Origin of the sequence: Streptomyces sp. NPDC047028, from assembly GCF_040644095.1 — a bacterium.
GTDB lineage: Bacteria > Actinomycetota > Actinomycetes > Streptomycetales > Streptomycetaceae > Streptomyces.
Window position 1 is genome coordinate 14,577 of sequence record NZ_JBEYVS010000001.1, and the last position, 24,918, is coordinate 39,494.

The following is a 24,918-nucleotide window of genomic DNA, read 5'->3' on the forward strand; positions in this document are numbered from 1 at the left end:
GATACTATTGCCACATGCCCCTTACCTTCACCCTCGACCCCGCCGTCGACCGCGACCTCCGCGACGGCATCCTCGACCTCTGGACGGACGTCACGAACGCGGGCGGCGCCGTCGGCTTCGTCGCCCCCGTCACCCGGGACGAGATCCGCCCGGAGCTGGTGCGCCACTTCGTGCACATGGCCGAGGGCCATAGCCGGCTGCTGATCGGCCGGGACGAGACGGGGCAGGTGGCCGCGGCCGCGTTCCTCACGTTCAACACGCACCGCCTGATGACGCACTGGCTGTGGCTCTACACGGTGATGGTCCACCCCGGCCACCAGGGCAAGGGCCACGGCCGCGACCTGCTCACGGCCGCCGCCGAAGCCGCCCGCGGCCTGGACGGCATCGAGGCGATCCGCCTCACCTGCCGAGGCGGCCTCGGCCTGGAGCGGTTCTACGCCTCCTGCGGCTACAAGGAGGTCGGCCGCATCCCGGACGCCATCCGCGTCGCCCCCGACGACACCCGGGACGACATCCACCTGTGGCTCCCGCTTCGCTGAGCGCCCCCACCCCCTGCCAAGATCGGGGTCCGGGCGTGCTTCACTGGGTGATGTCCCATTTTCGGATTCGGAAGACTGGATTGAGATGCTCCGCTACACGCTGATGCGCCTCGGCATCTTCGCCGGCTGCCTCGTGGTCGTCTGGGGAGCCGTCTACTCCGGCATCTTCCCGCGCGGCTTCGGCGAGTCCAACGGACTGTGGATGCTGCTGCTCAGCCTCGTGCTCTCCGCGCCGATCAGCTGGGTGGTGCTGCGTAAGGAGCGGGACAGGGCCTCCGTGCACATCGTGAACAAGGTCGACCGGATGAAAGCCAACCTGGAGGCCAACCGCAGCCAGGAGGACCTGGCCGACGACTCCGCCCGCGCGCAGGGCCAGGCCGGCTGACCGACCGCCGGCACACGGGGCGCACGACGGCGCCACCGCCCAACTAGGCTGACACCCATGGGTGCCGTGAAGACCAAGCGGGTGCCGCGTGCGGTGCGGGAGCAGCAGATGCTCGACGCCGCCGTGCGGACCTTCGGACGGCGGGGCTACATGGCCGCCTCGATGGACGAGATCGCCGAACTGGCGGGTGTGTCCAAGCCGTTGGTGTACCTGTACCTGAACTCGAAGGAAGACCTCTTCTCGGCCTGCATCCAGCGTGAGGCCCGCGCGCTGACGGACGCGGTCCGCTCGGCCATCCGGCCCGCCCTGCCCGCCGACCGGCAGCTGTGGGACGGCCTGCGGGCGTTCTTCGCGCACACCGCCGAGCATCCCGACGGCTGGTCCGTGCTGCACCTCCAGGCCCGTACGCACGGTGATCTCTTCGCGGCCGAGGTCGAGGCGATGCGGGCGGAGACCGTCGCGTTCGTGACCCACCTGATCGCGATCACCGCCCGTGAGGCGCACCGCGACCCCGACCTGCCCGAGCGCGAGGTCGCCGGGCTCGCCGAGGCCCTGGTCGGCGCCGCCGAGTCCCTCGCCACCTGGGCGAACACGACACCCGGCGTCACGGCCCGGCAGGCGGCGGCCACGCTGATGAACTTCGCCTGGTCCGGCCTGGGCAACCTGATGGCGGGCCGGCGCTGGCAGCCGCCGGCCCAGCAGGCCGAGGGGTAGGACTCCGTCCGGGAGGGGGTCACCCGGGAGGAAGGCCACCCGCTCAGCCGCCGTCCGCCGGCACCACGTCCGCCCGCTCAGCCATCCGTCGGCACCCCGTCCGCCCGCTCAGCCGTCCGTCGGCACGACCTCCCCGGTCAGGTGTACCCGCTCCCCGCCGCGCAGTTCGAACCGCCCGTCCTTCGCCGCGTACGCGACCGTCCCCGGCAGCAGCACCGGCGCCCGGAACTCGGCCCGCATCCGCACCGCCCCCTCCGGCGTCCCGTGCGCGGCGAGGCAGCGGGCCACCGTCCACATGCCGTGCGCGATGGCCCGGGGGAAGCCGAACAGGCGGGCGGTGAGCGGATGGAGGTGGATGGGATTGCGGTCCCCGGACGCGGCCCCGTACCGCCGCCCGACATCCCCGCCCAGCCGCCACTCGGCGACCTGCGGCAACGGCTCCCCGGCAGCCGGATCTTCCCCGCGTTCCCCGCGCGACGTCGCGGAGCCGCTCGTCCGGTGCCGGGCGAGGTAGGTGCTCCGGGAGTCCCAGAGGGCGTCCCCGTCCGCCCGTGCCTCCGTGCGGACCGTCGCCTCGGTGCCCCGGCGGTGCGCGGACAGGCCCTCGACGTGGACGGCGAGTGCGTACTCCCCGGTGGCCGGCAGGGTGCGGTGCCGGGTGATCTCGATCGACGTGTGGACCAGGCCGAGCAGCGGCAGCGGGAAGTCCCGCTCGCTCATCAGCCGCATGGCGGCCGGGAAGCCCAGCACATGCGGATAGGTGAGCGGCAGCGCGTCCGCACCGGTCGGGAAGCCGCACACCCGCTCGTACGCGGCGAGCCGGGCCAGGTCGACGCGGACGGCGGGCAGGACCAGGCGGGTGCCGGGGACATCCGCGTCGGGGCGGGGCCGCTTGAAGGGGGAGCGCAGGGCGCCGCGCACGAGGAGCGGCGCCGGCGCGGGGGAGCGGGAGAGGACGACGTCGGTCACTACGCCCCCAGCAGGCTCTGGCCGCAGACGCGGACGACCTGGCCGTTGACCGCGCCGGAGGCCGGGTGGGCGAGCCAGGCGGTGGTCTCGGCGACGTCGGCCGGGAGGCCGCCCTGCGCGAGGGAGTTCATCCGCCGCCCGGCCTCCCGGATGAACAGCGGGACCGCGGCGGTCATCTTCGTCTCGATGAACCCGGGCGCGACGGCGTTGACCGTCACCCCGTGCTCGGCGAGTGCGCGCGGCGCCAGGGACCGGACGAGTCCGGCGATGCCGGCTTTGCTCGCGCCGTAGTTCGTCTGGCCCGCGTTGCCCGCGAGCCCGGCGATGGACGCGGTGGCCACGATCCGCCCGCCCGTCCGCAGGACGCCCTTGGCGAGCAGGGCGTCGGTGGTGCGCAGGACGCTGCCGAGGTTCACCTCCAGCACGGAACTCCAGAGCTCGGCGGGCATGTTGGCGAGCCGGCGGTCCCGGGTGATGCCCGCGTTGTGGACCAGTACGTCCAGGCCGTCGGGAAGTTCGGCGGCGATCCGCTCGCCCGCGTCGCCCGCGCTGATGTCGAGGGCGAGGGCGGTGCCGCCGAGCGATTCGGCGACCTTGCGCGCGTCGCCCTCCGCCGAGGGCACGTCGAGTACGACGACCTTCGCGCCGCCCCGGGCCAGCGTCTCGGCGACCGCCGCGCCGATCCCGCGCGCGGCCCCGGTGACCAGGGCGGTCCGCCCGGCGAGGGGCAGCTCCCAGTCCACGGGCGCGCCCGCGCTGCCCGCACCGTCGCCGTCTTTGACCTCGATGACCTGGCCGCTGACGTACGCCGACTTCGGGGAGAGCAGGAAGCGCAGGGTCGACTCGGCGGCGGACGCGTCGGTGAGCCGTACGAGGTTGACCGTCCTGCCCCGGCCGATCTCCTTGCCGAGCGAGCGGGTGAAGCCTTCCAGGGCCTGCTGGGCGGCGGCCTGGTGGTGGTCGGCGGGGTCCGGCGGGGCGCCGAGCACCAGGACGCGGCCGCTCGGGGCGACGGACCGTACGACGGGGTGGAGAGCCGCGTGGACCTCGGCGAGCGTGTCGACGTCCCGTACGCCGGTCGCGTCCAGGACGACGGCCGCGGGTTCGCCCCGGTCGCCGGGAGTGAGCCCGGTGCGGGCCAGGACGGGGGAGAGGGCGAGGACCGACCTGCCCGCCGTCAGGTGCAGCAACTCACCCTTCGGATACGGCTGTTCGGGCGTCCAGCGGGTCAGGGTCGAGGGTTGCGGCAGACCCAGCCGTCGGGTGAGGAAACGGCCGGGGGCCGTGCCGGTGAAGCTCAGGTAGCGGTCGGCCACGTCCATCTCCCACGGGACTCGGTCACAGTGCTTACTCTGGAGTAAGGTTACCGACGGTAAGTCTATGTCACGGGTGAGAGCAGGTCGAGATGAGTGCCCCTTCGATCAACCGAGCCGGCCGCAGTGCCTCACCCCTTCAACCCGGCGAGTCGGGTGGTGGGTGGGCGAGGCTGGGGTCCGGGGCGGAGCCCCGTGGCGGTGCGGTGGGGGACGGTGCCGCCTGCCCGACCGAGCCGGCCGCAGGCCCACCGCGGAGCCCCGTGGCGGCCGGACCAGCCGGCGGCACCTCGTGGCACAGGGAACACAGACCCACCCCCAGCCAACCCGAACCCCACCCGAACACCCCCCCACCCCCGGCCCCATAACCCCTCCGACCTCGCACAAGCCCCCCACAGAGCCCCCGTACGATCACCCCTAACCGTCGGTAACCAATTCCCGGCCCCCGGCCCACCGCACGGTGAACGCCTCGGTGCACGAGGCACGTACGTCATGCAGCAAGCGCATCACCGCTGCACCCCCGAGGAGCCGCCCGTGTCCACCCCGCCGTACCCGAACCCCTCCTTCCCCCGCGGCACGGCCACCGTCCCCAGCACCGACTACGACGGCCGCCCCCTCCTCGTCACACCGGAGACCAAGCGGCTCGGCGGCGCCGTACGGGAAGCGGCCGTACCCCCCTTCGCACCCCCGCTCACCCACGGCTCCCTCGCCGACCTCCCCTTCGACAACGCCGCCGCAGGCCCGAACGCGGTCGTCCTCAGCCGCAGGGCCCCCGACGGCACGTGGACCGATGTGACGGCGGAACGTTTCGCCGCCCAGGTGCTCGCCGTGGCCAAGGGTCTGATCGCGGAGGGCCTGGTCCCGGGCGACCGGATCGCGATCATGGCCAGGACGACGTACGAGTGGACGCTGCTGGACTTCGCCGCCTGGGCGGCCGGCCTGGTCACGGTCCCCGTCTACCCGACCTCCTCCGTCTTCCAGACCCGCTGGATCCTGCACGACTCCGGCGCCGTCGCCCTGGTCGCCGAGACCCGCGCCCAGGCCGCCGCCCTCGGCCCCGAACTCGACCGGCTGCCCGACCTGAAGCACCTGTGGGTGATGGACGACGGGCATGTGGACCGCCTCGCCGACGCCGGCGCAGGCACCCCGGAGGCCGAGGTCGCCGTACGCCGGGGCATGCTCGGACCCGACACCCTCGCCACCCTCATCTACACCTCGGGCACCACCGGCCGCCCCAAGGGCTGCGCCCTGTCCCACGGCAACTTCTTCGCCGAGGTCGACAACGCCATCGAACTCCTCTACCCGGTCTTCAAGGCGGACAGCGGCGAGGAGCCGTCGGTCCTGCTCTTCCTGCCGATGTCGCACGTCTTCGGCCGGATGGTGGCCATCGCCTGCGTCCGCGCCCGGGTCCGCCTCGGCCACGCGCCCAGCCTGAAGGCCGAGGACCTGCTGCCCGACCTCGACGCGTTCCGGCCGACCTGCCTGCTGACCATCCCGTACATGCTGGAGAAGATCTACAACTCGGCGCGCGCCAAGGCCGAGACCGGCGGCCGGGCAGCCACCTTCGACCGGGCGGCGTCCGTCGCCCGGCGCTACGGCGAGGCGCTGCAGGACCGCCAGACCAACGCCGGCAGCGGCCCGGGCCGCGCCCTCAGGACCGCCCGCTCCTTCTACGACCCGCTCGTGTACCGGCGGATCAGGGCGGCCATGGGCGGCAGGGTCAGGTACGCCATCTGCGGCGGCTCCCCGCTCGGCCGGCGCCTCGCCGCGTTCTACGCCGGCGCCGGCATAGAGATCTTCGAGGGCTACGGCCTCACCGAGACCACCGGCGCCTCCACGGTCACCCCGCCGCTCAAACCCCGCCTCGGCACGGTCGGCTGGCCGCTGCCCGGCACCCGGGTGCGGATCGCCGCCGACGGGGAGATCCTGCTGGCCGGCGACCACGTGCTGCGCGGCTACTGGGACCCGCAGGCGGGCGGTGTCGTCCCGGCGACCCAGGACGGCTGGCTGCTCACCGGCGACCTCGGCGAACTCGACGACGAGGGCTATCTCACCATCACCGGCCGCAAGAAGGAGCTGCTCATCACGGCGGGCGGCAAGTCGGTGGCCCCGGCGCCGCTGGAGAACTGGCTGCGCCAGCACCCGCTGATCTCGCAGTGCATGCTGGTCGGCGACGGAAAGCCGTACGTCTCCGCCCTGTTCACCCTCGACCCCGACGGCATCACCCACTGGCGCCTGATGAACGGCAAGCACCCCGTCCCGGCGGAACTCCTGACCGACGACGCCGAGTTGACGGCCCTGCTGCAACGCGCCGTGGACGAGGCCAACAAGCTCGTCTCCCGCCCCGAGTCCATCCGCCGCTTCGCCGTCCTGCCCGTGGACTTCACCGAGGAGGCCGGGCATCTGACCCCGTCGATGAAACTGCGGCGCGAGCAGATCATGACGGACTTCGCCACCGCCGTCGCTGGGCTGTACGAGAAGCACTGATGTCCCCGGTGCCCGCGGGGACGGTCGGCACCCGCTCCCGGCCGAGGAGCGGGTTGCCGCCTGGGCCTGCCCGCCCACGATCGTCGTACACGCGCTGAGCCCGGTCAATCCTTGGGTTTAATCGCCAGACCCAAGGGACAGCTTGGGTGTTGTGACCCTGGACGACCTGCGTGTGTTCGTGGCCGTGTGCCGGGCCGGCAGCCTCAGTGCCGTCGCCCGCGACCTCGGCCGCACCCAGTCCGCCGTCAGCCAGCACGTCCGGCGGCTGGAGAAGGAGACGGGCGTCGCCCTGGTGGAGCGGCAGCCGCGCGGGGTCGTGCCCACGCAGGCCGGCCGGATCCTCCAAGCGGCCGCCGCAGAGGGCATCTCCGGCCTCGACCTGGCCGTACGGCGGCTGCGTGAACTCCTCGACGGACACAGCGGGTACGTCCGCGTGGCCACCGGCGCCACCACCGTCCGCCACTTCATGTCCGACGCGGTGGTCACCTTCCGGCGCCGCCACCCCCGGGTCAACCTCGAATTTCAGACGGTCAGTTCGGGCCGCGGCAGCTTCGACGCGCTCGCCGACGGCACCCTCGACCTCGCCTGGATCACCCTCGGCCCTCCCGTGCGCGGCATCGAGCAGCGGGCCGTCGTCGAACTGCCCTGGGTGCTCGCCGTCCCCGCCGACGACCCGCTGGCCGGCCGGGACCGGCTCGACGCCGCCGAGCTGAGCGGCGTACGGCTGATCCGGCTGCCGCCCAACTCCACGTCCGCCGCCCATCTCGACGCCGCCTGCGCCGAGTCGGGCGTGACGTTCTCCCACGACACCAGCGTCGCCGACTGGGACACCGCCCTGCTGCTCGCCGAGCTGGGGGCCGGGCGGGCCGTCGTCCCCGCCGTACCGGGACTGCCCGTACCCGGCCGGGGAGCGCTGCGGCTCGTCCCGCTCCCCGGCCTGCGGCCCCTCCCCGTCGGCTGGGCCGTGCGCCGCTGGGACGCCCTCAGCCCGCCCGCCAGGGCCTTCGCCGACACGGTCGCCGAACGCCACCACCCGTCCCACGGGACCGGGCCGGCCCCCGTCACCTGGCCCGGGTGAAACTGCCCCGGGCAAGGGAAGCCGGGACGCGGGAAAGCTGTACCGTACGGAACAAGAATCTGTCGCCGTACGCCCGTCGGCCGCTTCGGGGCGGGCGGTGGGGGGCCGGCGACAGGCCTGGGGGAACCGGTCGGGACCGGATCGGTAACGCCCGCTCGTAGCCTGCCTTTCCACCCTCGCCGACTCCGTCCCACGAGCAGAGGCATGAACGAACACAACGACGTCCGCCGGATCTTCCTGCTGAACCCCGACCAGCGCCTCGTCCGCGAGGCCGCGCGGGCCGGCGTCCAGGTGCGCGCCGCCCGCGTCGACGCCCACGACGAGCCCGCGCTGCGCGCCTCGCTCGCCGAGGCGGCCGAGGCCGGGCTGTGCGTCAACCCGGCCCGCGCCCTGAGCGTCCTCGCCGCCCCGGCCGCCGTGGCCCGCCTGGTCCGCGACAACCGGCTGTCCCCGGGCGGCGCAGAGGCGGCGCCGGACGACCCGCGGCTGACCGTGGAGACCCTGAGCGTGCACGGCATGCACCAGGCCGTCGCCATCACCGCCCACACGCCCTACGGCCTGCTCCACCCGGCCCCCCTGACCGACGACACGGCCGCCGAGGTCCGTGCGGTGGTGACCGCGCTGCTGGACCTCACCGGCTACCAGTACGGACCGGCGCACACCAGCGTCGCCCTCACCCCGCGCGGACCGGTGATCACCGGTTGCCGGGAGGGCCTCGCCGACGACCCCGTGCCCGACCTGGTCAAGGCGGCCGGCGGCTGCGATCTGGCCGCCGCGGCCGTGGAGGTGCTCTCCGGGCAGCTGGTCGACACGGCACGGCCCCGCCGGTTCGCCGCGGCCGCCGTACTGGACGCGCCCTGGCGCCTGGAGACCGCGGAGGTCGGTGTGCTGCCGCACGTGCGGCACGTGTCGCCGCCGGGTGCGGGGGGTGGGCCCGGACATGTGGTCGTCCACGCGGACTCTCCCGAGGTGGCCGCGCAGCGGGCGACGTCCGTGCGGGGGCTGCTGGTCGAGGACGGCTGCTGACGGACTGGCCGTCGGCTCGGCCGTGCACGCCGTTCGGCTCGGCCGTGCACGCCGTTCGGCTCGGCCGTGCACGCCGTTCGGCTCGGCCGTTCACGCCGTTCAGTTCGGTCGGACAGGTCGTTCGGCGAGTACAGCGCCGCTGTGGCTGGTCGCGCAGTTCCCCGCGCCCCTTGGGGCGCGCTGCTGATCGAACTTGGCGGTCGGCGACCGGATTGTGATCGGGAACGGATCGGGAACGGATCGGGAGAGGGTCGCGGCATCGTTGGTACGTCGCCGGAAGAAGGACGACGACGCCGGTTCGTCAACGGGAGGCGGGGTCAGGATGCTGAAGTTCTCGATTCTCGGGGCACTGCAGATCCGCACCGAGTCCGGCCCGGCGGAGATCTCCGGCGATCTGCAGCGCACCCTGGTGCAGACGCTGCTGGTCAGCGAGGGGCAGCCGGTCTCCGGGGAGAGCCTGGTCGAGGAGATGTGGGGTGCCGCCATGCCCGACAACCAGGCCAACGCCCTCCAGGCCCACGTCAGCCGGCTGCGCCGCAAACTGCGCGCCCTGGAGCCGGGGCGGGCCCCCTCCCGGGTGACCATCCACCCCTCCGGCTACCGGCTGACCGTGGCCGAGGGGGAACTGGACGCCGCCGAGTTCATCAGGAGCGTACGGCTGGCCGAGACGGCCGCCCCGGTCGACGCGACGAACACCGCGCGGCTGCTCGGCGCGGCGCTGGCGCTGTGGCGCGGCCCCGTCTTCGGCGGCTTCCCCGGCGGACCTCTGTGCGAGCTGGCCGGCGCCCGCTACGAGGAGTACCGGATGCGGGCCATGGAGCTGCGCTTCGACGCCGAACTGCGCCTCGGCCATCATGCCGCCGTCCTCGCCGAACTCACCGAGGCGCACACCAACCACCCGCTGCGGGAGCGGTTCTGCGAGCAGCTGATGATCGCCCTGTACTGCTCGGGCCGGCAGGCCGACGCCCTCGACGTGTTCCGCCGCATGCGCCGGCACCTCGACGTGGAGCTAGGAATCGAGCCATCTCCGGCCCTGCGGCAGGTGGAAAGCGCCATTCTCTGCCACGACCCGGCGCTGGCGGGCGATGCGCGTTCTACCCTCCTCCAGCTCGCGTGAAGACGGTTAGGGTCGTCCGGCGGATCGGGCAGCGGCAGCTCGGCGGTGACTCCAGCAGCACGGACGTGTGCACCGGAGTCCCGGGTCCGCGGCACGATCCGTCCGGCAGGCCCTAGCCTTCGGTACGGACCCCGGGCACCGCGGGAAGCGTGAAGTCGCCTTCCAGCGGTGCTCGTTCGGGTGCAACCTAGGATTGTCCCGAGTATCTCGGGCTGGGCAGTGCAACGGGGGCAGGGGGACTGGTTCGTGGAGTCGGCGGCGGCATCCGGTCGTCCGGTCGTGCGGTTCAACATCCTCGGCTCGCTGGAGGGCTGGCACGGTGACCGGCGGCTGCGACTCGGCAGCCCCACCCAGGAGCGCGTGCTCGTCACCCTGCTGCTGGAGCCGGGCCGCATGGTGCCGGTGTCCAGGCTGGTGGCCGCCGCCTGGGACGACGAGCCGCCGCAGACGGCCGGCCACCAGATCCGCAAGGCCGTCGCGGCCCTGCGCACCCGCGTCCCCGACGGCGCCGACGTGATCCTCACCGACGGCGCCGGATACCGCGCCGTCCTCAAGGAACACCAGCTGGACCTGCACGAGTTCACCCGGCGGGCCGCCCTGGCCCGGGAGGCCGTGGCCGGTTCCGACGCCGGCGAGGCGGTCGGGCACCTGCGGGCCTGCCTGGACCTGTGGCGCGGACCGGTCATGGCCGGCGCGGGCGGCTCCGTGATCTCCGCCGCCTCCGCCGCCCTGGAGGAACGGCAGATGGCGGTCGCCGAGCAGTACTTCGAGCTCCAGCTCGAACTCGGCCAGTCCGCCGAACTCGTCGGCCCCTTGCGGGAACTGGTGACCGCGCACCCCCTGCGGGAGACCCTGCGCGGGCGTCTGATGCTCGCCCTGTACCGGGCCGGCCGGCAGGCCGAGGCGCTGGAGGAGTTCGGCCGGGTCCGCACCCTGCTCGTCGAGGAACTCGGCATCGACCCCGGCGCCGAACTGACCCGGCTGTACGAGGCGATCCTGCGGGACAGCCCCGAAGTGGCGCCCCGCGTGCCGCAGTCCGTCGCCGAACGCGCCGCCCTGCTGGTCCCGGCCCCCTACCCCGAGCCGTCCCCGACCGAGCCCCCGCCCTCAACCCTGCCGTACGACCTGCCGGACTTCACCGGCCGCGACGACGAACTGTCCCGCATCCTCGCCGTCGGCGGCGACCCGGCCTCCGGCAGCACCCGGATCATCGGCGTTGACGGCATGGGCGGCAGCGGCAAGAGCGCGCTCGCCGTGCACGCCGCGCACCTCCTCGCCGCCGACTACCCCGGCGGACAGCTCTTCGTCGACCTGCGCGGCTTCAGCCCCGGCGAGAAGGCCCAGGAACCCGGCGCCGTCCTGCACTCCCTACTGCGCACCGTGGGCGTCCCGGACGACCGGATACCGGATGACCTGGAAAGACGTACGACGCTGTGGCGAACCGTTTCCGCCCAGCGCAAGCTGCTGCTGCTCCTCGACAACGCCGCCGACGCCGCCCAGATCCGGCCCCTGCTGCCCACCTCCGAGGACTGCCTGGCCCTCGTCACCAGCCGCGTCCGCATGCTCGACCTGGACGGCGCCGAATGGCTCTCCCTCGGCCTGCTCTCGGCCGACGACAGCACCACGCTGCTCACCCGCATGCTCGGCACCGACCGCACCACGGCCGAGCCGGGCGCCGTCGACGACCTCGCCCGGCTCTGCGGGGGCCTGCCCCTCGCCCTGCGCATCACCACCGCCCGGCTGCGCAACCGGCCCCGCTGGACCGTGCGCTACCTCGTCGACCGGCTCGCCGACGAGACACGCCGGCTGCGCGAGCTGAGCGCGGGGGAACGCAGCGTCGAGGCGACGCTGCGGCTGTCGTACCAGGCGATGGACGCCGACCAGCGCGCCGCGTTCCGCCTCCTCGGCCTGCACCCCGGCAGCACGATCGACGTCCACTCCGCCGCCGCGCTCCTCGACGCCGACCTCCACGACGCCGAGGACATCCTGGAACACCTCCTCGACACCCACTTGATGGAACAGCACGAGGCCGGGCTGTACGGCTTCCACGACCTGGTGCGGACGTACGCGATGAGCGTCCGGGAGACCGAGGACGACGAGGAGGGGGCGGTCGAGCGGCTGGTGGCGTACTACGCGCTGGCCACCGACTTGGCGTGCGACGTGCTGTTCCCTGGGCGCAGCCCATACGGTGACCTGCGTCCCGAGGGGGGCGCGCCCGAACTTCCCCGGCTGGACGGGGACGACCGGGCGCCACGCTGGTTCCACCGGGAACGCGAGACGATCCTCGCGGTGGTGGCGAAGGCCGGCACCCAGGGCCTGCACCGGTCGGCCGCACTGCTCGCCCGCAACCTGCTCTTCTACCTCGATCTGTGCGGGCATTACGAGGAGTTCCGCGTCGTCAGCAGGATCGGAGTCGGTGCCTGCCGCCAGCTCGGGGACCCGGCACTGCTCAGCCTCAGCCTGGGCAACCTGGCCGTGGCCCACTGGTGGCTCGGGGACTTCCAGGACGGCATCACCACCGCGCACGAGGCCCTGGAGGTCACGTGCGACGACGGGGGCCGTACCCAGGCCTTCTGCCTCGGTGTACTCGGCCTGCTGTACGGGGCCATCGGCAACTTCGCCGAGGCCCGTGCCTATCTCAGTAAAGGCATCACACTGCACCGCGAGCTGGGCGCGTACCGGATGGAAGCGCAGGCTCTGGTCAACCTCAGCAGCGTGCAGACCTGGACGGGCCACTATGCCGACGCCGTCCGGCACGCCGCACGGGCCACGGAACTGAACCGGCGGCTGGGCGAACACGGCAATGAGATCTGGTCGCTGACCTGGCTGGCGCTGGCTCATCTCGGCACCGGGGAGGATGAGCGTGCGCGCGCCTGTCTGGCGCAGGCCCTCGAACTGTGCGACGAGTCCAGAAGACCGGGGAACGTGGCCCTGGTCCTCGCTCACTGGGCCCGGGTTTGTCAGCGCCTGGGTGAAGGGGACTCGGTCGTGGAACACGCCGAGCGGGCACTGGAGTTGGTGTCCGCCGAAGGGACGGCCCTGCGCCAGTCGGCCGTTGTGAACACCGTCGGCTCGGTCCACCTGCACCGGGGGGCGCCTGACCGGGCGATGGACATGTACCGCCGTGGACACGAGCTGGCCTCCCGTCTCGGGTACCACGTCGAGACCGCCCGAGCCCTGCTCGGTATGGCGATGGCGGCGCAGGCGCTCGGCGACGAGGCGACGGCCCGGCGGCACCGGCTGGCGGCCGAGGCCCTGTACGACGCGATGGGCGTGACGGAGGCGGGGCGGCGGCTGTAGCCGGGCCCGGCTCACGTGGAAACGGCACCGGCCGGGGTGTGAGCCCGGTCGGTGCCGTTGATCTGGAGAGCGTGCTGTGCGCGGAGCGGAGGGGTCAGCCCCCCACGACGCCGGGCCCCTGGCCGTTCGCCAGTACCGGAGCGTCGTGCCCCTGAACCCCGCCGGAGGCGATGTGCACCAGTGCGTCGGCCACGCCGGTCGCCGGGACGGCCGCCGCGGTGCCGAGTGCCAGGACACCGGCGCCGGTGAGCGCGGCCAGAACCGTCTTCGTACGCAGTGCGATGGTGCGCATAGGTGTAATCCCCCAGGAAGAGACGGATCGTCATCCGGTCGCCGGGCCTTTCCCCGGCGCCTCGACCGATGCTCGATGGCACCGATCCCAATGCCGTCCCCGCTGGTTACCGGCCCCCGGGAAACATCGGGTAGTCCTGGTTTCAAGTGCCTCTCGGGGCTCTTGAGTGCCGTTCTACACCTTGCGCCCCGCGCCTACGCCTTGCGTGCGAAAAGGAACGCCTGCGGGACCGATTCCGCGAGGTCCGGGTCGGGTTCGCGGACCGTGCGGGAGACGAGGGCGAAGCCGGCGCCGGTGAGGAGTTCCGCCATGCGGCCGGGGTCGCGGCGCCGGAAGTCCAGCGAGACGGGGTGGCCGAAGGGGTGCTCCAGCCGGCGGGGCCGGTCGCCGGCCTGGAAGGCGAGCAGGAGGTGGCCGCCGGGGGCCAGGGCCCGATGGAACTCGTCGAGCAGGGAGGTGAGTTGGCCATCGGGGGTGTGAATGGAGGAGTACCAGGAGACGACCCCGGCCAGCGTGCCGTCGGGAACGTCGAGGTCCAGCATCGAGCCCTGTTCGAAGCGCAGCCCGGGATTCTCGCGGCGGGCGATCCCGAGCATGGACTCGGAGAGGTCGAGCCCGAAGACGTCGAGTCCGAGGGAGGCGAGGTGCCCGGTGACCCGTCCCGGCCCGCAGCCGAGATCGGCCACCGTGCCGCCGCCCGCTCCGACGAGCTCGGCGTAGACGGCGAGCAGCCCGCGCTCCAGGGCCTTGCCGACGTTCACGGCCCGGAAGTGCTCGGCGTAGTCCTCGGCGATGGCGTCGTAGAAGGTCCGGGTGGAGGCGAGGAAGTCGGGGCATTCGGACGCGGTGTCGGACGTGGTGTCGGTCATGGGCCGGGACGGTAACGGCCGCCACTGACAATCGCCGTGGCCGTCGGCCCACCCGGTTCGCCCGCGCCCCCCGTGCCACCGCAGCCGCGCTCAGCCCACCCCGGCCGCCCTCAGCCCCGCCGTGACTACGGCCGCCCCCACGACCACCACCGCGAACGGTGCCCGGCGCCAGGCCAGTAGCCCCGCCGTCAGTACCCCGGCCGGGCGGGCCCAGCCCGCGAAGGCGCCGCCCTCGGTGAGGGCGCCCGTGGCCAGCAGGGCGACCAGCAGGACGACCGCGCCCGCCGAGGCCAGTTCCTGGACCCGGGCCGGGACGGTCACCCGGCCGTGCAGCAGGGGTCCCACCAGGCGGAAGGCGTACGTGCCCACCGCCAGGGCCAGGATCATCGCGACGGTGGCGTTCACGCGGCGGCCTCCCCGTTCCCGTGCCGGCGGTGCAGCAGCAGCCCCGCCAGGGCGATCAGCACCGGCACCCCGGCCGGCACGGCGGGCGTGAGAGCCAGGGCCAGGGCTGCGCCGGGCAGGGCGCACCGCCGTACCGTCGGGTCCGTGCGCAGGACGGGCAGGACCAGCGCCACCAGGACGGCCGGGAAGGCCGCGTCGAGGCCCCAGCGGGCGGTGTCGCCGAGTGCGCTCCCGGCCAGAGCACCGATCAGCACGCCGGTGTTCCACGCGGCGAACAGGCCGAGCCCGGAGATCCAGAACGCCCGCCGCCGCCGACGGGGGTCGGACTGGGCGAGGGCGAAGGCGACGGTCTCGTCGGTGACGAGGTGGGCGCCGAGGAAGCGGGCCGCGCGGCCGGTGCCGATGATCTCGGCGACGGCGAGGCTGAAGGCGGCCGTCCGCGTGTTGAGCAGCAGTCCGGTGGCCGCGGCGGCCAGCGGTCCGCCCCCGGCGAGCAGCACGCCGACCGCGCTGAACTGGGCCGAGCCCGCGTACACCACCACCGACATCACCACCGGCACCCACAGCGGCAGCCCGCCGGCGACGGCCACGGCGCCGAAGGACACCCCGACGATGCCGCCGGCCAGCCAGACGAGGGAGCTGTCGCGGATCAGGGACCGGTCCGCGGCGCCCTGGGGGGTGGCGGCGTCGGGCGCCGGGCGCGGTCGATGCGGGGGCCGGGGTGTTCGGTACAGCGAACGCATGTTTTCTACAATGGACAGCACTGCCCCTGTCCGTCAAGCCGAACGATCGTACCGACACAGCGAACGGAGCGAAGGTCATGTCCGAGGCCGCACCCGCCCGGCTCCCCCTGGAGTGGATCGCCGCGTCCCTCAGGCGCGAGCGCACCCGCGCCGGGTTCTCCCTGTCCGAGCTGGCCAAGCGCGCCGGGATCGCCAAGTCCACGCTGTCCCAGCTGGAGGCTGGCAGCGGCAATCCGAGCATGGAGACGATCTGGTCGCTCGCGGTGGCGCTCGGCGTGCCGTTCAGCGCGCTCGTGGAGCCGCCCACGCCCGCCGTGCAGATCATCCGCTCCGGCGAGGGACCCACCGTCCACTCCGAGCAGTCCAGCTATCTGGCCACCCTGCTCTCGGCGAGCCCGCCGGGCGCGCGCCGCGATCTGTACGCCGTGCGGCTGGAGCCCGGCACCGTGCGGGATTCCGAGCCGCACATTCCGGGGACCGTCGAACACATCGTCGTCAGCGAGGGAAAGGTGAAGGCCGGCCCGCGCGGGGAAACGGCCGAGCTGGGCCCCGGGGACTACATGTCGTACCGCGGGGACGTGCCGCACGCGTACGAGGCCCTCGCCGCCGGAACGCGGTTCGTGCTCGTCATGCAGCACGCCTGAACCGGCCGGCCGGCCGGTCGGCGTCGGCTCCGGGCAAGGCAGGAGCCCCGTCGCCGTAAGGCGCGGGGCTCCTTGGGTACTGCTCTCAGGTTCTGCGATCAGGCAGTGATCAGACGGGGGTGACGTTCTCCGCCTGGGGACCCTTCGGACCCTGCGTCACGTCGAAGGAGACCTGCTGGTTCTCCTCGAGCGAGCGGAAGCCCTGGGCGTTGATCGCCGAGTAGTGGACGAAGACGTCGGGGCCGCCGCCCTCCTGGGCGATGAAGCCAAAGCCCTTTTCGGCGTTGAACCACTTAACGGTTCCGGTAGCCATAAGCCCTCCTTGGGCTCAAAAGGGTTGCCCTGCTCCAGAACCTGCACGTGCGAAACGGTGCTGCACAACTGCATTCGTCTGAAAACGACGAGAGCCCGCGGTCACATGCTCCGCAGGCTCTGTACTGCAAGGGAAACCAAACTGCAACTTGCGGCGAGCCTAGCATGGGGGCAGCCGAAAGCAATAGAGGTCAAGATCACTTCACCCGGATGTTTGAACGTCCGGGTAGCCCGTTTGACGGTGGGGTGGGTGACGGCACGCTATCGCACGGGGTCTAGTCTCGCGATGTGGACAATTCTCGCACCCGGCCGCGCGTCGGCCACATCCAGTTCCTGAACTGCCTGCCCCTCTACTGGGGGCTCGCGAGAACCGGCACGCTCCTCGACTTCGAGCTGACCAAGGACACCCCGGAGAAGCTCAGCGAGCAGCTCGTGCGCGGCGACCTCGACATCGGGCCCGTCACCCTGGTGGAGTACCTGCGCCACGCCGACGACCTCGTCGCGTTCCCGGACATCGCCGTCGGCTGCGACGGCCCGGTGATGTCGTGCGTGATCGTCTCGCAGGTCCCCCTCGACCGGCTCGACGGCGCGCGTGTCGCCCTCGGCTCGACCTCCCGCACCTCGGTCCGCCTGGCCCAGCTCCTGCTGGCCGAGCGCTACGGGGTCCAGCCCGACTACTACACCTGCCCGCCCGACCTCAGCCTGATGATGCAGGAGGCCGAGGCCGCCGTCCTCATCGGCGACGCCGCCCTGCGGGCCAACCTGCTCGACGGCCCGCGCTACGGCCTCGACGTGCACGACCTCGGCACCCTGTGGAAGGAGTGGACGGGCCTGCCGTTCGTCTTCGCGATCTGGGCGGCCCGGCGCGAGTACGCCGAGCGGGAGCCGGCCATCACCCGCCAGGTGCACGAGGCGTTCCTGGCCTCCCGCAACCTCTCCCTGGAAGAGGTCGCCAAGGTCGCCGAGCAGGCGGCCCGCTGGGAGGCCTTCGACGAGCCGACGCTCGCCCAGTACTTCACCACCCTCGACTTCAGCCTCGGCGCCCCCCAGCTGGCGGCGGTCGCCGAGTTCGCCCGCCGGGTCGGCCCCACGACCGGATTCCCGGCGGACGTGAAGGTGGAGCTGCTCCAGCACTGAGGGCGTCCCGCCTGGCGGCCCCGCCAGGAAGTGCTCCGGAGTCGCTCCGGCGTCCGGCGTCGTGGCGAAGCCGGCTTCGTGCGGGGTTTGACTTCTGGAACCGGGACGGCCGAGTCCGGCGTGTCTGCCCGCGGGGGTGCCTGCGGGGTGCTTGCGGCGTGCGGCGCGGGCCGCCCCGACACAACCGCGCCCCGACACAACCGCGTCCCCGAACAAGCGCGCCCCGGCAAGGCCGCGCGGGGCCGGATTCGGTGTGTCGGCGGCGGACTCGCTTGCGGCGTCTCGGTGGAGCCGGCTCGGTGGTCGTCACTAGGCTGATGCCGCAGGCCGTGGTGCGGGGGAGAGGTGGACGCCGGTGGACGCCAGCAAGCAGCCGCGGGAGGCAGTGCAGCCGCTCGGGGCCGACGAACCAGCCGCCGTCGGGCCGTACCGGCTGCTCGGCCGGCTCGGCTCCGGCGGCATGGGCCGGGTCTACCTGGGTCGCAGCGCGGGGGGCCGCACGGTCGCCGTGAAGATCGTGCACCCGCACTTCGCGCTCGACGAGGAGTTCCGGGCCCGGTTCCGGCGCGAGGTGGACGCCGCACGCCGGGTCGGCGGTGCCTGGACCGCGCCCGTCCTGGACGCGGACCCGGAGGCCGCCGTGCCCTGGGTCGCCACCGCCTACGCGGCCGGCCCCTCCCTGACGGCCGCCGTCACCGACGGCGGCCCGCTGCCGGACCACACCGTACGGGTCCTGGGCGCGGGCCTCGCCGAGGCGCTGGCCGCTGTCCACGAACTGGGCCTGGTCCACCGGGACGTGAAGCCCTCCAACGTGCTGCTCACCCTCGACGGCCCGCTGCTCATCGATTTCGGCATCGCGCGGGCGACCGACGGCACGGCCTCCCTGACCTCCACCGGCGTCTCCATCGGCTCGCCCGGCTACATGTCGCCCGAGCAGATCCTCGGCAAGGGCGTCACCGGGGCGGCCGACGTGTTCTCCCTCGGCGCGGTGCTGGCCTACGCCGCGACCGGCGCGTCCCCCTTCCCCGGCGACTCCTCGGCCGCCCTGCTCTACAAGGTGGTCCATGAGGAACCCGAACTCGGCGCGCTCAGCGGAGAGCTGCGGGACGTGGCCGCCGCCTGCCTGGCCAAGAACCCGGCGGACCGGCCGGCCCCCGGCGAGGTGGCCCACCGCCTCGCCCACTCGGGAGCGGCCCGGCTCGTCGCCTCCGGCTGGCTGCCGGGTCCGCTGGTGGAACAGGTCAGCCGCAGCGCCGTACGCCTGCTGAACCTGGAGACGGCGGGGGCGACGGAGCCGGCCGACACCGCCCCCTCGGGTCTCGTCGGCTTCACCAGCCCCTCGGTGGACGGGATGCCGGAGGCCCTGCCGGGCGGCGTCCCGGCGGGCGGGACGGCGGCGGCACCGCCGAGCGGCCTCGGCGTGTTCGGTCCGGCTCCGGTGATGACGGCGGGCGGCGCGGAAGGGGCACTCCCCACCGCTGGATCCGAAACCGGCCCCGGGCACGGCCTCGGTCCTGGAACCGATCCCGGATACGGACACGGGCCCGGTCCTGGAACCGGTCCCGGGCACGGACCCGGACACGGACCCGGGACGCAGGGGCAGTCGAGCGTCGTACCCGGGCCCCGGGACCCCTCAACTCCCGCGCCCCCCGGCCGGCTGACCGTCAGCGTCGCGGCGGACTCCGCCCGTGGCGAGGGCGGGCGCGGGCGCCGGGTGAGCTGCACGGTGGCCCTGGCCGTCGCGGGCGCGCTGGCCGTGGCGACCCTCGGCGTCGGCGCGCTGCTGCGGCCGTGGGCCGGTGGCGGGCACGACACCGAGGGCGGCGCCCAGGCCTCACCGCCGGCGGACGCCCACTCCCCGGCCACCGGTACGACACCGGAACCGAGCGACGGCGCGACGTCCGGTACGACGCCTTCGCCCAGCTCGCCCAGCTCGCCCAGCTCGCCCAGCCCCAGTGCGAGCGGCGACACGGCCCCCACGCTCCCCGCCCGCTATCTCGGCACCTGGGAGGGCCAGGCCACCGCCCTCGACGGCAACCTGCCCATCGGCACGTTCCGCATCACCGTCCACCGGGCCGGCGTGGGCGAGGAGTTGGGCCGCCTGATCCAGACCGACCAGCTCGGCGGCGTCTGCACCGACGTCCTCACCCTGAAGCAGGTGACGAAGACACAGGTCCTCGCCACCTCGGTGGGCAGCGGCACCAACCACAGCGGCTGCGACCCGGCGCCCCACACCGTCCAACTGACCCCGGTCGGCGACGACCTGAAATACACCGCGGACAGCTCGGCCGAGGGCAACCCGGTGGCCAGGATGTCCAAGGTCGGGTAGCGACCCCGGTCACCCGGCGGACGTCTCCCCGCGGTCCACAACCCTCACCAGCGCGACCACGACCAGCGCCCCCACCACCAGCGTCCCCGCCAGCCCCACCGCCCACAGCCACGGGTACTCCTGGTGGACCCAGCAGGGACCGCCCCTGTCGAAGCAGTCGCTGGTCCAGTCGCGGCGGTGCTTGGGCCGGGTCGTCCTGAGGATCACGCCGGCCAGCAGCCAGCACAGGGCGAGCCCGGGGAGGGCCGCCGTCGCCCACCCCAGCGAACGGACCCTGCCCGCCTTCCAGTTCATGCGGGAGAGCGGTGCGATGAGGGCCGCGAGTCCGAGCGGTACGACCGCGCCGACCGTGCCGGCGAAGGCGTACGCCCCGCCGGGCCAGGCGGGAGCCAGGTCGGCCCACACCCGGTCGCCCCAGCGCATGTCCGCCAGTGCCATCGGCACCAGGAGAGCCAGGAACACCAGCATGAGCAGCGGGACGAACAGGCACCCGCCCCACTCCCGCTTCTTCGGCCCCGCCGGCCCCTTCCGGCTCCCGCGCGGGTACCGCAGCGCCGCCGGAGCCGCCCTGCCCCGCTTGGGCCTCGCCGACCCGGAACTCGCGCTCACGTGGGGATGACCACGGTACGCAGCTCCCCGTCGCCCAGGTGCAGCATGCCCCGGCCCGGGGTGACCGGACCGCCGATCATGCTGCGGGTAACGCGGGTGCCGATGAGGTCGCCCGAACCGCTCTCCTGCGGGGACAGCAGGATGCCGCGCCGGGCCTTCTTCGCGTCGACCTGCCAGCCGGAGAAGCCGCCGCAGATCTCGTCCTCGTCCCCGGCGAGGACCAGCGCGAGGCCCTCCTCCGCACCCCGCTCCACGACCCGCTTCAGGACGTCCTCGGCGTCGCAGTCCTCCAGCACCTCACCGTCGTCGACGAGGACGACCACCGGCGCCTCGGGCGAGGCCGTACCGATCAGCTCCTCCAGCTCGTCCTCGTCGATGTCACGGCCGGTGAACACCTTCAGCACCCCGTCCTGGCCGTCGAGTTCCCGCAGCGGGGACGGACGCGGCGCAGCCAGGACGACGCGGACGCCCTGCGCCAGGAAGGAGCGGGCCATGCCCAGCAGGACCGTGCTGCGGCCCGACTTGGCGGGCCCGCCGACCACGAACGACGGCACGCCCAGGCTCAAGTCGGGCCCGAACGCGGTGAGGTCGTCGCCGCCGACGCCCGCGAGCGCCCACAGCGGGGAGGCCGTCACGGCCGGGTCGCGCAGCGCCCACGCGTCCGCGAAGGAGATCCGGCTCGGCAGGACGTCGACCCGGAACGGCCGCCGGGAGCGCGGGACGTCGGCGTCCCGGGCCGCGGCCGCCTCGCCGATGGCCTGCAGCGCCGCCGCCTGCCCCTGGCCGGTGGTGTCCTCCGCCAGCAGCGCGAACTGGGTCTCGGTGGCCGTCTCGCTGCGGAACGCGCGCCCCGGCGGGATCTCCTCGGGCACCTTGCGGGCGTTGATGTCCAGCATGGAGAAGTCGCCGCGGTCGGCGAGCCGCAGGCCGTACTTGTCCTCGGTGAGGGAGGAGATACGGCCCGACAGGAGCTGCCGGTCACCGGTGAGGACCAGGTGCAGGCCGACGCTCGCGCCCTCCCGCATCATCGCCATGATCTGGTCGGTCAGATCACCGTGGTTGTGCTCGCCGAGTGTGGGCAGCCAGCCCTCCCAGCGGTCCAGCAGCAGCACGATGTGCGGCAGCCGCTCGTCGGCGGCGACGGCGGCCCGCTGCTCACCGATGTCGGCGTACCCCTGGTCGGCGAGCAGGTCCTGCCGCCGGGTCATCTCCCCCGACAGCCGGTTCATGAGCCGCTCGACCCGCTCCAGCTGGTTGCGGCCGACGACGGCACCGCAGTGCGGCAGCCGGGTCAGCGCGTTCAGGGCGCCGTTGCCGCAGTCGATGCCGTACAGGTGCACGTCCGCACATGAGTTGGTGCGGGCCAGCGAACCGGCGATCGTGCGCAGCAGCTGCGAGCGGCCGGTGCGCGGGGCGCCGGCGACGATGAGGTGCCCGAAGGAGGCGAAGTCGACGGCGACCGGACGGCGGTCCTGGTCGGCCGGCAGGTCCTCGACGCCGTACGGGGCGGCGGGCAGCTCGCCCTGGGTGGTGACGGCGGGGATCTCGTCGAGGAGCAGGGTCTCGTCGAGCGCGGGCAGCCACGGGGAGTGCTGGGCGGGGATGGCGAGCGCCCGGTTGGCCTCGCGCACGGCGTCCACCAGCACCTTCAGGTCGGTGATCTCGTCGTCCTCGCGGGACTCCGTCTTGGGCTTCGCGAGGGCGGCTCGCCCCAGGTCCTGCCAGGTCAGCGGGGCCGCCCAGGGCGCGAGCGCCTTCGGGTCCGCCGCACCCGGCCGACGCCCGCCGACCCGGCCCGACTGGAACGGGATCAGCGAGGCGTGCCCGAGCCGTACGTACGCCCGGCCCGGCGTGCTCTTCGCGATGTGCCCGGCGTCGGGCGCGTCGATGACGTCGGTGGACTCCCCGGCGTCGGTCACGCGCAGCGCGATGCGCAGGTTGGTGTTGGCGCGGATCTCAGGGGAGACGACACCGCTCGGCCGCTGTGTGGCGAGCAGCAGGTGGATGCCGAGGGAGCGGCCCCGCTGGGCGATGTTGACGAGTCCGGTGACGAAGTCCGGCAGGTCACGGACCATGGAGGCGAACTCGTCGATGACGATGAGCAGCCGGGGGACGGGCGCGTGCGAGGGGTCCCGCCGCACGAGGTCCTGGTAGTCCTCGATGTCCTTGGCGTCGGCGGCGGCCAGGATGTGCTCGCGCCGCTTCAGCTCCGCGCCCAGCGACTCCAGGGCGCGTTCGACGAGGTGGGCGTCGAGGTCGGTGACCATGCCGACGGTGTGCGGGAGTTTGACGCAGTCCTTGAACGCGGAGCCGCCCTTGTAGTCGACGAGGACGAACGTCATGTTCTCGGGCGTGTTGGCCACGGCCAGCGCGGCCACGATGGTCTGCAACAGCTCCGACTTGCCGGAACCGGTCGTACCGGCGATCAGCCCGTGGGGGCCGTCCCGGCGCAGGTCGATGCCGAACGGGCCGTCGTACGACTCGCCGATGACCGCCATCGTCGACTGGCCGCCCGTCCGCCAGCGTGCGGCGATCGCGTCCCGCGACGGCGGTTCCAGCTGGAGGACGTCCAGCAGGCGGCTGGCGCCGGGCAGCGCCGAGTCCTCGGCCTCACCACTGATGTCCCGCAGCGGGGACAGCGCGCGGGCGAGCCGCAGGCACCAGGCGGGCGAGACGAAGTCCGGCCGCACCTTCCGCTGCGTCAGTGCCCCGCTCTGCTCGACCCGCAGCCGCAACTCCTGGTCCTGTGCCGCCTGTTCCCGCCCCTGCGGAGAACCGGCGTGCCAGGCCTGGAAGGAGGGGAACCCCCCGGGCGCCTGGGAGGGCACGGGCGGCAGCCCGCCACCGGTGGAGGGGGCTGTGGGACCGTGGTGCGGTTCGGCGACGACGACGGCCTGGCACTCGCCGGGCAGGAACCGCTCCTCCTCGTCCAGGCAGAGCGAGCGGATGGCCACGTCCGGGCCCTCGCGCAGCAGCCGTACGACACCCGGCAGGGACCGCAGCCGCCGTGAGCCGTCCCAGACGACGACGATGTCGGGGTCGGAGAAGAGGGGCCCCTCGGCGTTCTTCCGGCCGCCCTTCTGCAGGGCCTGCAGGCGGGCGTCGAGCAGTTGGGTGAGTTCGCCGACGCGGGCGCCGACGGTCTCGGAGTCGGTTCCTATGAGGACGTTGACGTCCTGGCCGCCGGCCGGGCGGGCGTGCGGCAGCCAGCGCACCCAGTCCCAGCGGGTGTCGGCGGAGTTGTCGGTGAGGACGTAGAACTGCACGTCCATCGGGCTGTGCAGCACGGCGGTCTGCGCGACCGCCCAGCGCCCGAGCGCGTGCGCGGAGTCCCCGGGCCCGGCGACCCCGACCACGCCCAGGTCGCGCAGCGACAGGGCGACCGGGGCGTCCTCGATGTACCACCGCACCTTGCGCTTGTGGTCGTCCTGCTCGGGGTCGTCCAGTTCGACCTCGGAGGGCAGCCGTCCGGTGCCGAACCTGAGCCGCAGATGGTCGGGGTCGGTGCGCCGGCGCTCCCACAGGCGGGTGCGCGGACCGGTGCCGTAGGCAAGCACGGCGGCCGGGTCCGGCACGCTCTCGCGGCGGTCCGTGCGCTCGGCGACGAGCGCCTCCCGCGCGTCCTCCTCGATCCGCGCCTTGTGCTCCTTGTACTCCTTCAGCTGCTTCGCGTGGGACTTCCGGCCGTGCTTCTTGTCCATGAAGTAGTTGCCGAAGAGCATCACCGGGCTCATCACGGCCATGATCAGGTAGTACCAGCGCCCGAACATCATCACCGACACCACGGCGCCCACCAGCGGCAGCACCGCCATCAGCCAGGGCAGCGGCCGGGCCTCGTAGGTGCCGGGCGGGTTGGGCAGCGAGAAGGAGGTCTGCCGCACGGGCGGACGCAGCCGGGGCGGCCGGTTGTAGTCCAGCCCGATCCCGTCGTCGGACCACTTCAGGGCCGCGTCGGGCGGGCTGTACGCGACGATCTCCAGCAGACTGTTGCCGACGGCGAGCTGCCCGCCGAGCGGCCAGGCGCCGCCGCTGAACTCCTCCCCGTCGAGCAGGACGCTCTTGTCATCCTTATGCAGGGTGACCTGGCAGGTGCCGTCGATGGCGATGGCGAGGGAGGCGACGCGGTCCGCCAACTCGGCGTCGTCTACGCGCAGATGAGCGGCGCCCCCGCTGCCGATGTCGTACTTCCCGACCCCGAGCCGGTGCACCGCGCCCGCGCCCGGCCCGCCGACGACGCGGAACTCGACGACGCCCGTGGGTTCCCCGAGCAGGCACCCGGCCGGGTCGTGCAGGCTGACCACGACGCCGTCCCGCAAGGGAGACCCGACGACGGTGGCGGCGGGGTCGAGGGCGTACCCGTCGACATAGGCGAGGGGCCCGCCGCCGGCCGGCTGTCTGGGGCCCCCGATGGGAATGACCTGGGCGCCGCCCTGCCCCCCGAACCCCACTTGCCGGGCCAGCTCCTGGGCGACGTCCCCGACGGTGGTCTCGGGATCGGCGTCGAGCACGACATCGGCACTGCCCCCGGCGACCGGGTCGACGACGGTCAGACTCAGGCGCACGTTCGTCCTCCTCGTGACTCCGAGGCCGCCCCCGGCACGCGGAACCCACTGCTCACACTCAACTCGGTGCGACCGACCTTAACCGCCC

General features: G+C 73.4%; 21 protein-coding genes. 12 read left to right on the forward strand and 9 right to left on the reverse strand.

The window, feature by feature from the left end:
* The first annotated feature begins 14 nt into the window (after positions 1-14).
* From ABZ854_RS00090 to ABZ854_RS00100, 3 genes are all read left to right on the forward strand, one after another.
* Complete coding sequence (locus ABZ854_RS00090) at positions 15-539, forward strand: GNAT family N-acetyltransferase (RefSeq protein WP_361202049.1); 525 nt, start codon at positions 15-17, stop codon at positions 537-539.
* 85 nt (positions 540-624) lie between these two features.
* On the forward strand, positions 625-924 hold the full coding sequence (locus ABZ854_RS00095) for a DUF4229 domain-containing protein (RefSeq protein WP_361202051.1): 300 nt from the start codon (positions 625-627) through the stop codon (positions 922-924).
* A 57-nt stretch (positions 925-981) separates the two neighbouring features.
* Complete coding sequence (locus ABZ854_RS00100) at positions 982-1,638, forward strand: TetR/AcrR family transcriptional regulator (RefSeq protein WP_361202053.1); 657 nt, start codon at positions 982-984, stop codon at positions 1,636-1,638.
* Positions 1,639-1,746: 108 nt separating this feature from the next.
* Here the strand turns inward: ABZ854_RS00100 and ABZ854_RS00105 are convergent, their stop codons facing one another.
* Positions 1,747-2,607 (reverse strand): MaoC/PaaZ C-terminal domain-containing protein, encoded by an 861-nt coding sequence (locus tag ABZ854_RS00105; protein ID WP_361202055.1) that lies wholly within the window; start codon positions 2,605-2,607, stop codon positions 1,747-1,749.
* Positions 2,607-3,923 (reverse strand): 3-oxoacyl-ACP reductase, encoded by a 1,317-nt coding sequence (locus tag ABZ854_RS00110; protein WP_361202057.1) that lies wholly within the window; start codon positions 3,921-3,923, stop codon positions 2,607-2,609. The genes ABZ854_RS00105 and ABZ854_RS00110 overlap by 1 nt, the downstream gene beginning before the upstream one ends.
* 531 nt (positions 3,924-4,454) lie before the next feature.
* On the opposite strand from ABZ854_RS00110, the gene ABZ854_RS00115 reads away from it, so the two are divergent.
* From ABZ854_RS00115 to ABZ854_RS00135, 5 genes are all read left to right on the forward strand, one after another.
* Positions 4,455-6,407: an AMP-binding protein gene (locus ABZ854_RS00115; protein ID WP_361202059.1), complete on the forward strand. Its 1,953-nt coding sequence runs from the start codon at positions 4,455-4,457 to the stop codon at positions 6,405-6,407.
* A gap of 151 nt (positions 6,408-6,558) precedes the next feature.
* Entirely contained in the window at positions 6,559-7,485 is a 927-nt protein-coding gene (locus ABZ854_RS00120) for a LysR family transcriptional regulator (RefSeq protein WP_361202061.1), read from the forward strand.
* A 204-nt stretch (positions 7,486-7,689) separates the two neighbouring features.
* A complete protein-coding gene (locus ABZ854_RS00125) occupies positions 7,690-8,511 on the forward strand; it encodes a hypothetical protein (RefSeq protein WP_361202063.1) in 822 nt (273 codons plus the stop codon).
* A gap of 322 nt (positions 8,512-8,833) precedes the next feature.
* Positions 8,834-9,628, forward strand: a complete 795-nt coding sequence (locus ABZ854_RS00130; RefSeq protein WP_361202065.1) for a BTAD domain-containing putative transcriptional regulator — start codon at positions 8,834-8,836, stop codon at positions 9,626-9,628.
* A 279-nt stretch (positions 9,629-9,907) separates the two neighbouring features.
* Entirely contained in the window at positions 9,908-12,928 is a 3,021-nt protein-coding gene (locus ABZ854_RS00135) for a BTAD domain-containing putative transcriptional regulator (protein WP_361202067.1), read from the forward strand.
* A 94-nt stretch (positions 12,929-13,022) separates the two neighbouring features.
* Here ABZ854_RS00135 and ABZ854_RS00140 read toward each other — a convergent pair whose 3' ends face one another.
* The 4 genes from ABZ854_RS00140 to ABZ854_RS00155 form a co-directional block, all read right to left on the reverse strand.
* Entirely contained in the window at positions 13,023-13,220 is a 198-nt protein-coding gene (locus ABZ854_RS00140; protein WP_361202069.1) for a hypothetical protein, read from the reverse strand.
* Between the two features lie 194 nt (positions 13,221-13,414).
* Positions 13,415-14,089: a class I SAM-dependent methyltransferase gene (locus ABZ854_RS00145; RefSeq protein WP_361202071.1), complete on the reverse strand. Its 675-nt coding sequence runs from the start codon at positions 14,087-14,089 to the stop codon at positions 13,415-13,417.
* 90 nt (positions 14,090-14,179) lie between these two features.
* Positions 14,180-14,494, reverse strand: a complete 315-nt coding sequence (locus tag ABZ854_RS00150) for an AzlD domain-containing protein (RefSeq protein WP_361202073.1) — start codon at positions 14,492-14,494, stop codon at positions 14,180-14,182.
* A complete protein-coding gene (locus ABZ854_RS00155; RefSeq protein WP_361202075.1) occupies positions 14,491-15,237 on the reverse strand; it encodes an AzlC family ABC transporter permease in 747 nt (248 codons plus the stop codon). Before ABZ854_RS00155 ends, ABZ854_RS00150 begins: the two co-directional genes overlap by 4 nt.
* Before the next feature lie 77 nt (positions 15,238-15,314).
* On the opposite strand from ABZ854_RS00155, the gene ABZ854_RS00160 reads away from it, so the two are divergent.
* The gene (locus tag ABZ854_RS00160; protein WP_361202077.1) at positions 15,315-15,881 is read left to right on the forward strand and encodes an XRE family transcriptional regulator; all 567 of its coding nucleotides are present in this window, start codon (positions 15,315-15,317) and stop codon (positions 15,879-15,881) included.
* Between the two features lie 109 nt (positions 15,882-15,990).
* On the opposite strand, the gene ABZ854_RS00165 is transcribed toward ABZ854_RS00160, so the two are convergent.
* Complete coding sequence (locus ABZ854_RS00165) at positions 15,991-16,194, reverse strand: cold-shock protein (RefSeq protein WP_003974443.1); 204 nt, start codon at positions 16,192-16,194, stop codon at positions 15,991-15,993.
* A gap of 287 nt (positions 16,195-16,481) precedes the next feature.
* On the opposite strand from ABZ854_RS00165, the gene ABZ854_RS00170 reads away from it, so the two are divergent.
* Both ABZ854_RS00170 and ABZ854_RS00175 read left to right on the forward strand, forming a co-directional pair.
* Positions 16,482-17,330: a menaquinone biosynthesis protein gene (locus ABZ854_RS00170; RefSeq protein WP_361202079.1), complete on the forward strand. Its 849-nt coding sequence runs from the start codon at positions 16,482-16,484 to the stop codon at positions 17,328-17,330.
* A 385-nt stretch (positions 17,331-17,715) separates the two neighbouring features.
* A complete protein-coding gene (locus ABZ854_RS00175; protein WP_361202768.1) occupies positions 17,716-19,659 on the forward strand; it encodes a protein kinase in 1,944 nt (647 codons plus the stop codon).
* A 9-nt stretch (positions 19,660-19,668) separates the two neighbouring features.
* On the opposite strand, the gene ABZ854_RS00180 is transcribed toward ABZ854_RS00175, so the two are convergent.
* Positions 19,669-20,097, reverse strand: a complete 429-nt coding sequence (locus ABZ854_RS00180) for a hypothetical protein (RefSeq protein ID WP_361202081.1) — start codon at positions 20,095-20,097, stop codon at positions 19,669-19,671.
* 28 nt (positions 20,098-20,125) lie between these two features.
* Here ABZ854_RS00180 and ABZ854_RS00185 point away from each other — a divergent pair, with 28 nt between their 5' ends.
* Entirely contained in the window at positions 20,126-20,278 is a 153-nt protein-coding gene (locus ABZ854_RS00185; RefSeq protein WP_361202083.1) for a hypothetical protein, read from the forward strand.
* Here the strand turns inward: ABZ854_RS00185 and ABZ854_RS00190 are convergent.
* Positions 20,265-24,830: an FtsK/SpoIIIE domain-containing protein gene (locus tag ABZ854_RS00190; protein WP_361202085.1), complete on the reverse strand. Its 4,566-nt coding sequence runs from the start codon at positions 24,828-24,830 to the stop codon at positions 20,265-20,267. The two genes, ABZ854_RS00185 and ABZ854_RS00190, sit on opposite strands and share 14 nt — an antisense overlap.
* Positions 24,831-24,918 lie beyond the last annotated feature (88 nt).

Coding starts and splice junctions, on each gene's coding strand:
- ABZ854_RS00090 (WP_361202049.1), top strand. CDS start 15: ATGCCCCTTACCTTCACCCTCGACCCCGCCGTCGACCGCGACCTCCGC.
- ABZ854_RS00095 (WP_361202051.1), top strand. CDS start 625: ATGCTCCGCTACACGCTGATGCGCCTCGGCATCTTCGCCGGCTGCCTC.
- ABZ854_RS00100 (WP_361202053.1), top strand. CDS start 982: ATGGGTGCCGTGAAGACCAAGCGGGTGCCGCGTGCGGTGCGGGAGCAG.
- ABZ854_RS00125 (WP_361202063.1), top strand. CDS start 7,690: ATGAACGAACACAACGACGTCCGCCGGATCTTCCTGCTGAACCCCGAC.
- ABZ854_RS00130 (WP_361202065.1), top strand. CDS start 8,834: ATGCTGAAGTTCTCGATTCTCGGGGCACTGCAGATCCGCACCGAGTCC.
- ABZ854_RS00140 (WP_361202069.1), bottom strand. CDS start 13,220: ATGCGCACCATCGCACTGCGTACGAAGACGGTTCTGGCCGCGCTCACC.
- ABZ854_RS00145 (WP_361202071.1), bottom strand. CDS start 14,089: ATGACCGACACCACGTCCGACACCGCGTCCGAATGCCCCGACTTCCTC.
- ABZ854_RS00155 (WP_361202075.1), bottom strand. CDS start 15,237: ATGCGTTCGCTGTACCGAACACCCCGGCCCCCGCATCGACCGCGCCCG.
- ABZ854_RS00160 (WP_361202077.1), top strand. CDS start 15,315: ATGTCCGAGGCCGCACCCGCCCGGCTCCCCCTGGAGTGGATCGCCGCG.
- ABZ854_RS00165 (WP_003974443.1), bottom strand. CDS start 16,194: ATGGCTACCGGAACCGTTAAGTGGTTCAACGCCGAAAAGGGCTTTGGC.
- ABZ854_RS00180 (WP_361202081.1), bottom strand. CDS start 20,097: ATGGCACTGGCGGACATGCGCTGGGGCGACCGGGTGTGGGCCGACCTG.
- ABZ854_RS00185 (WP_361202083.1), top strand. CDS start 20,126: ATGAGCAGCGGGACGAACAGGCACCCGCCCCACTCCCGCTTCTTCGGC.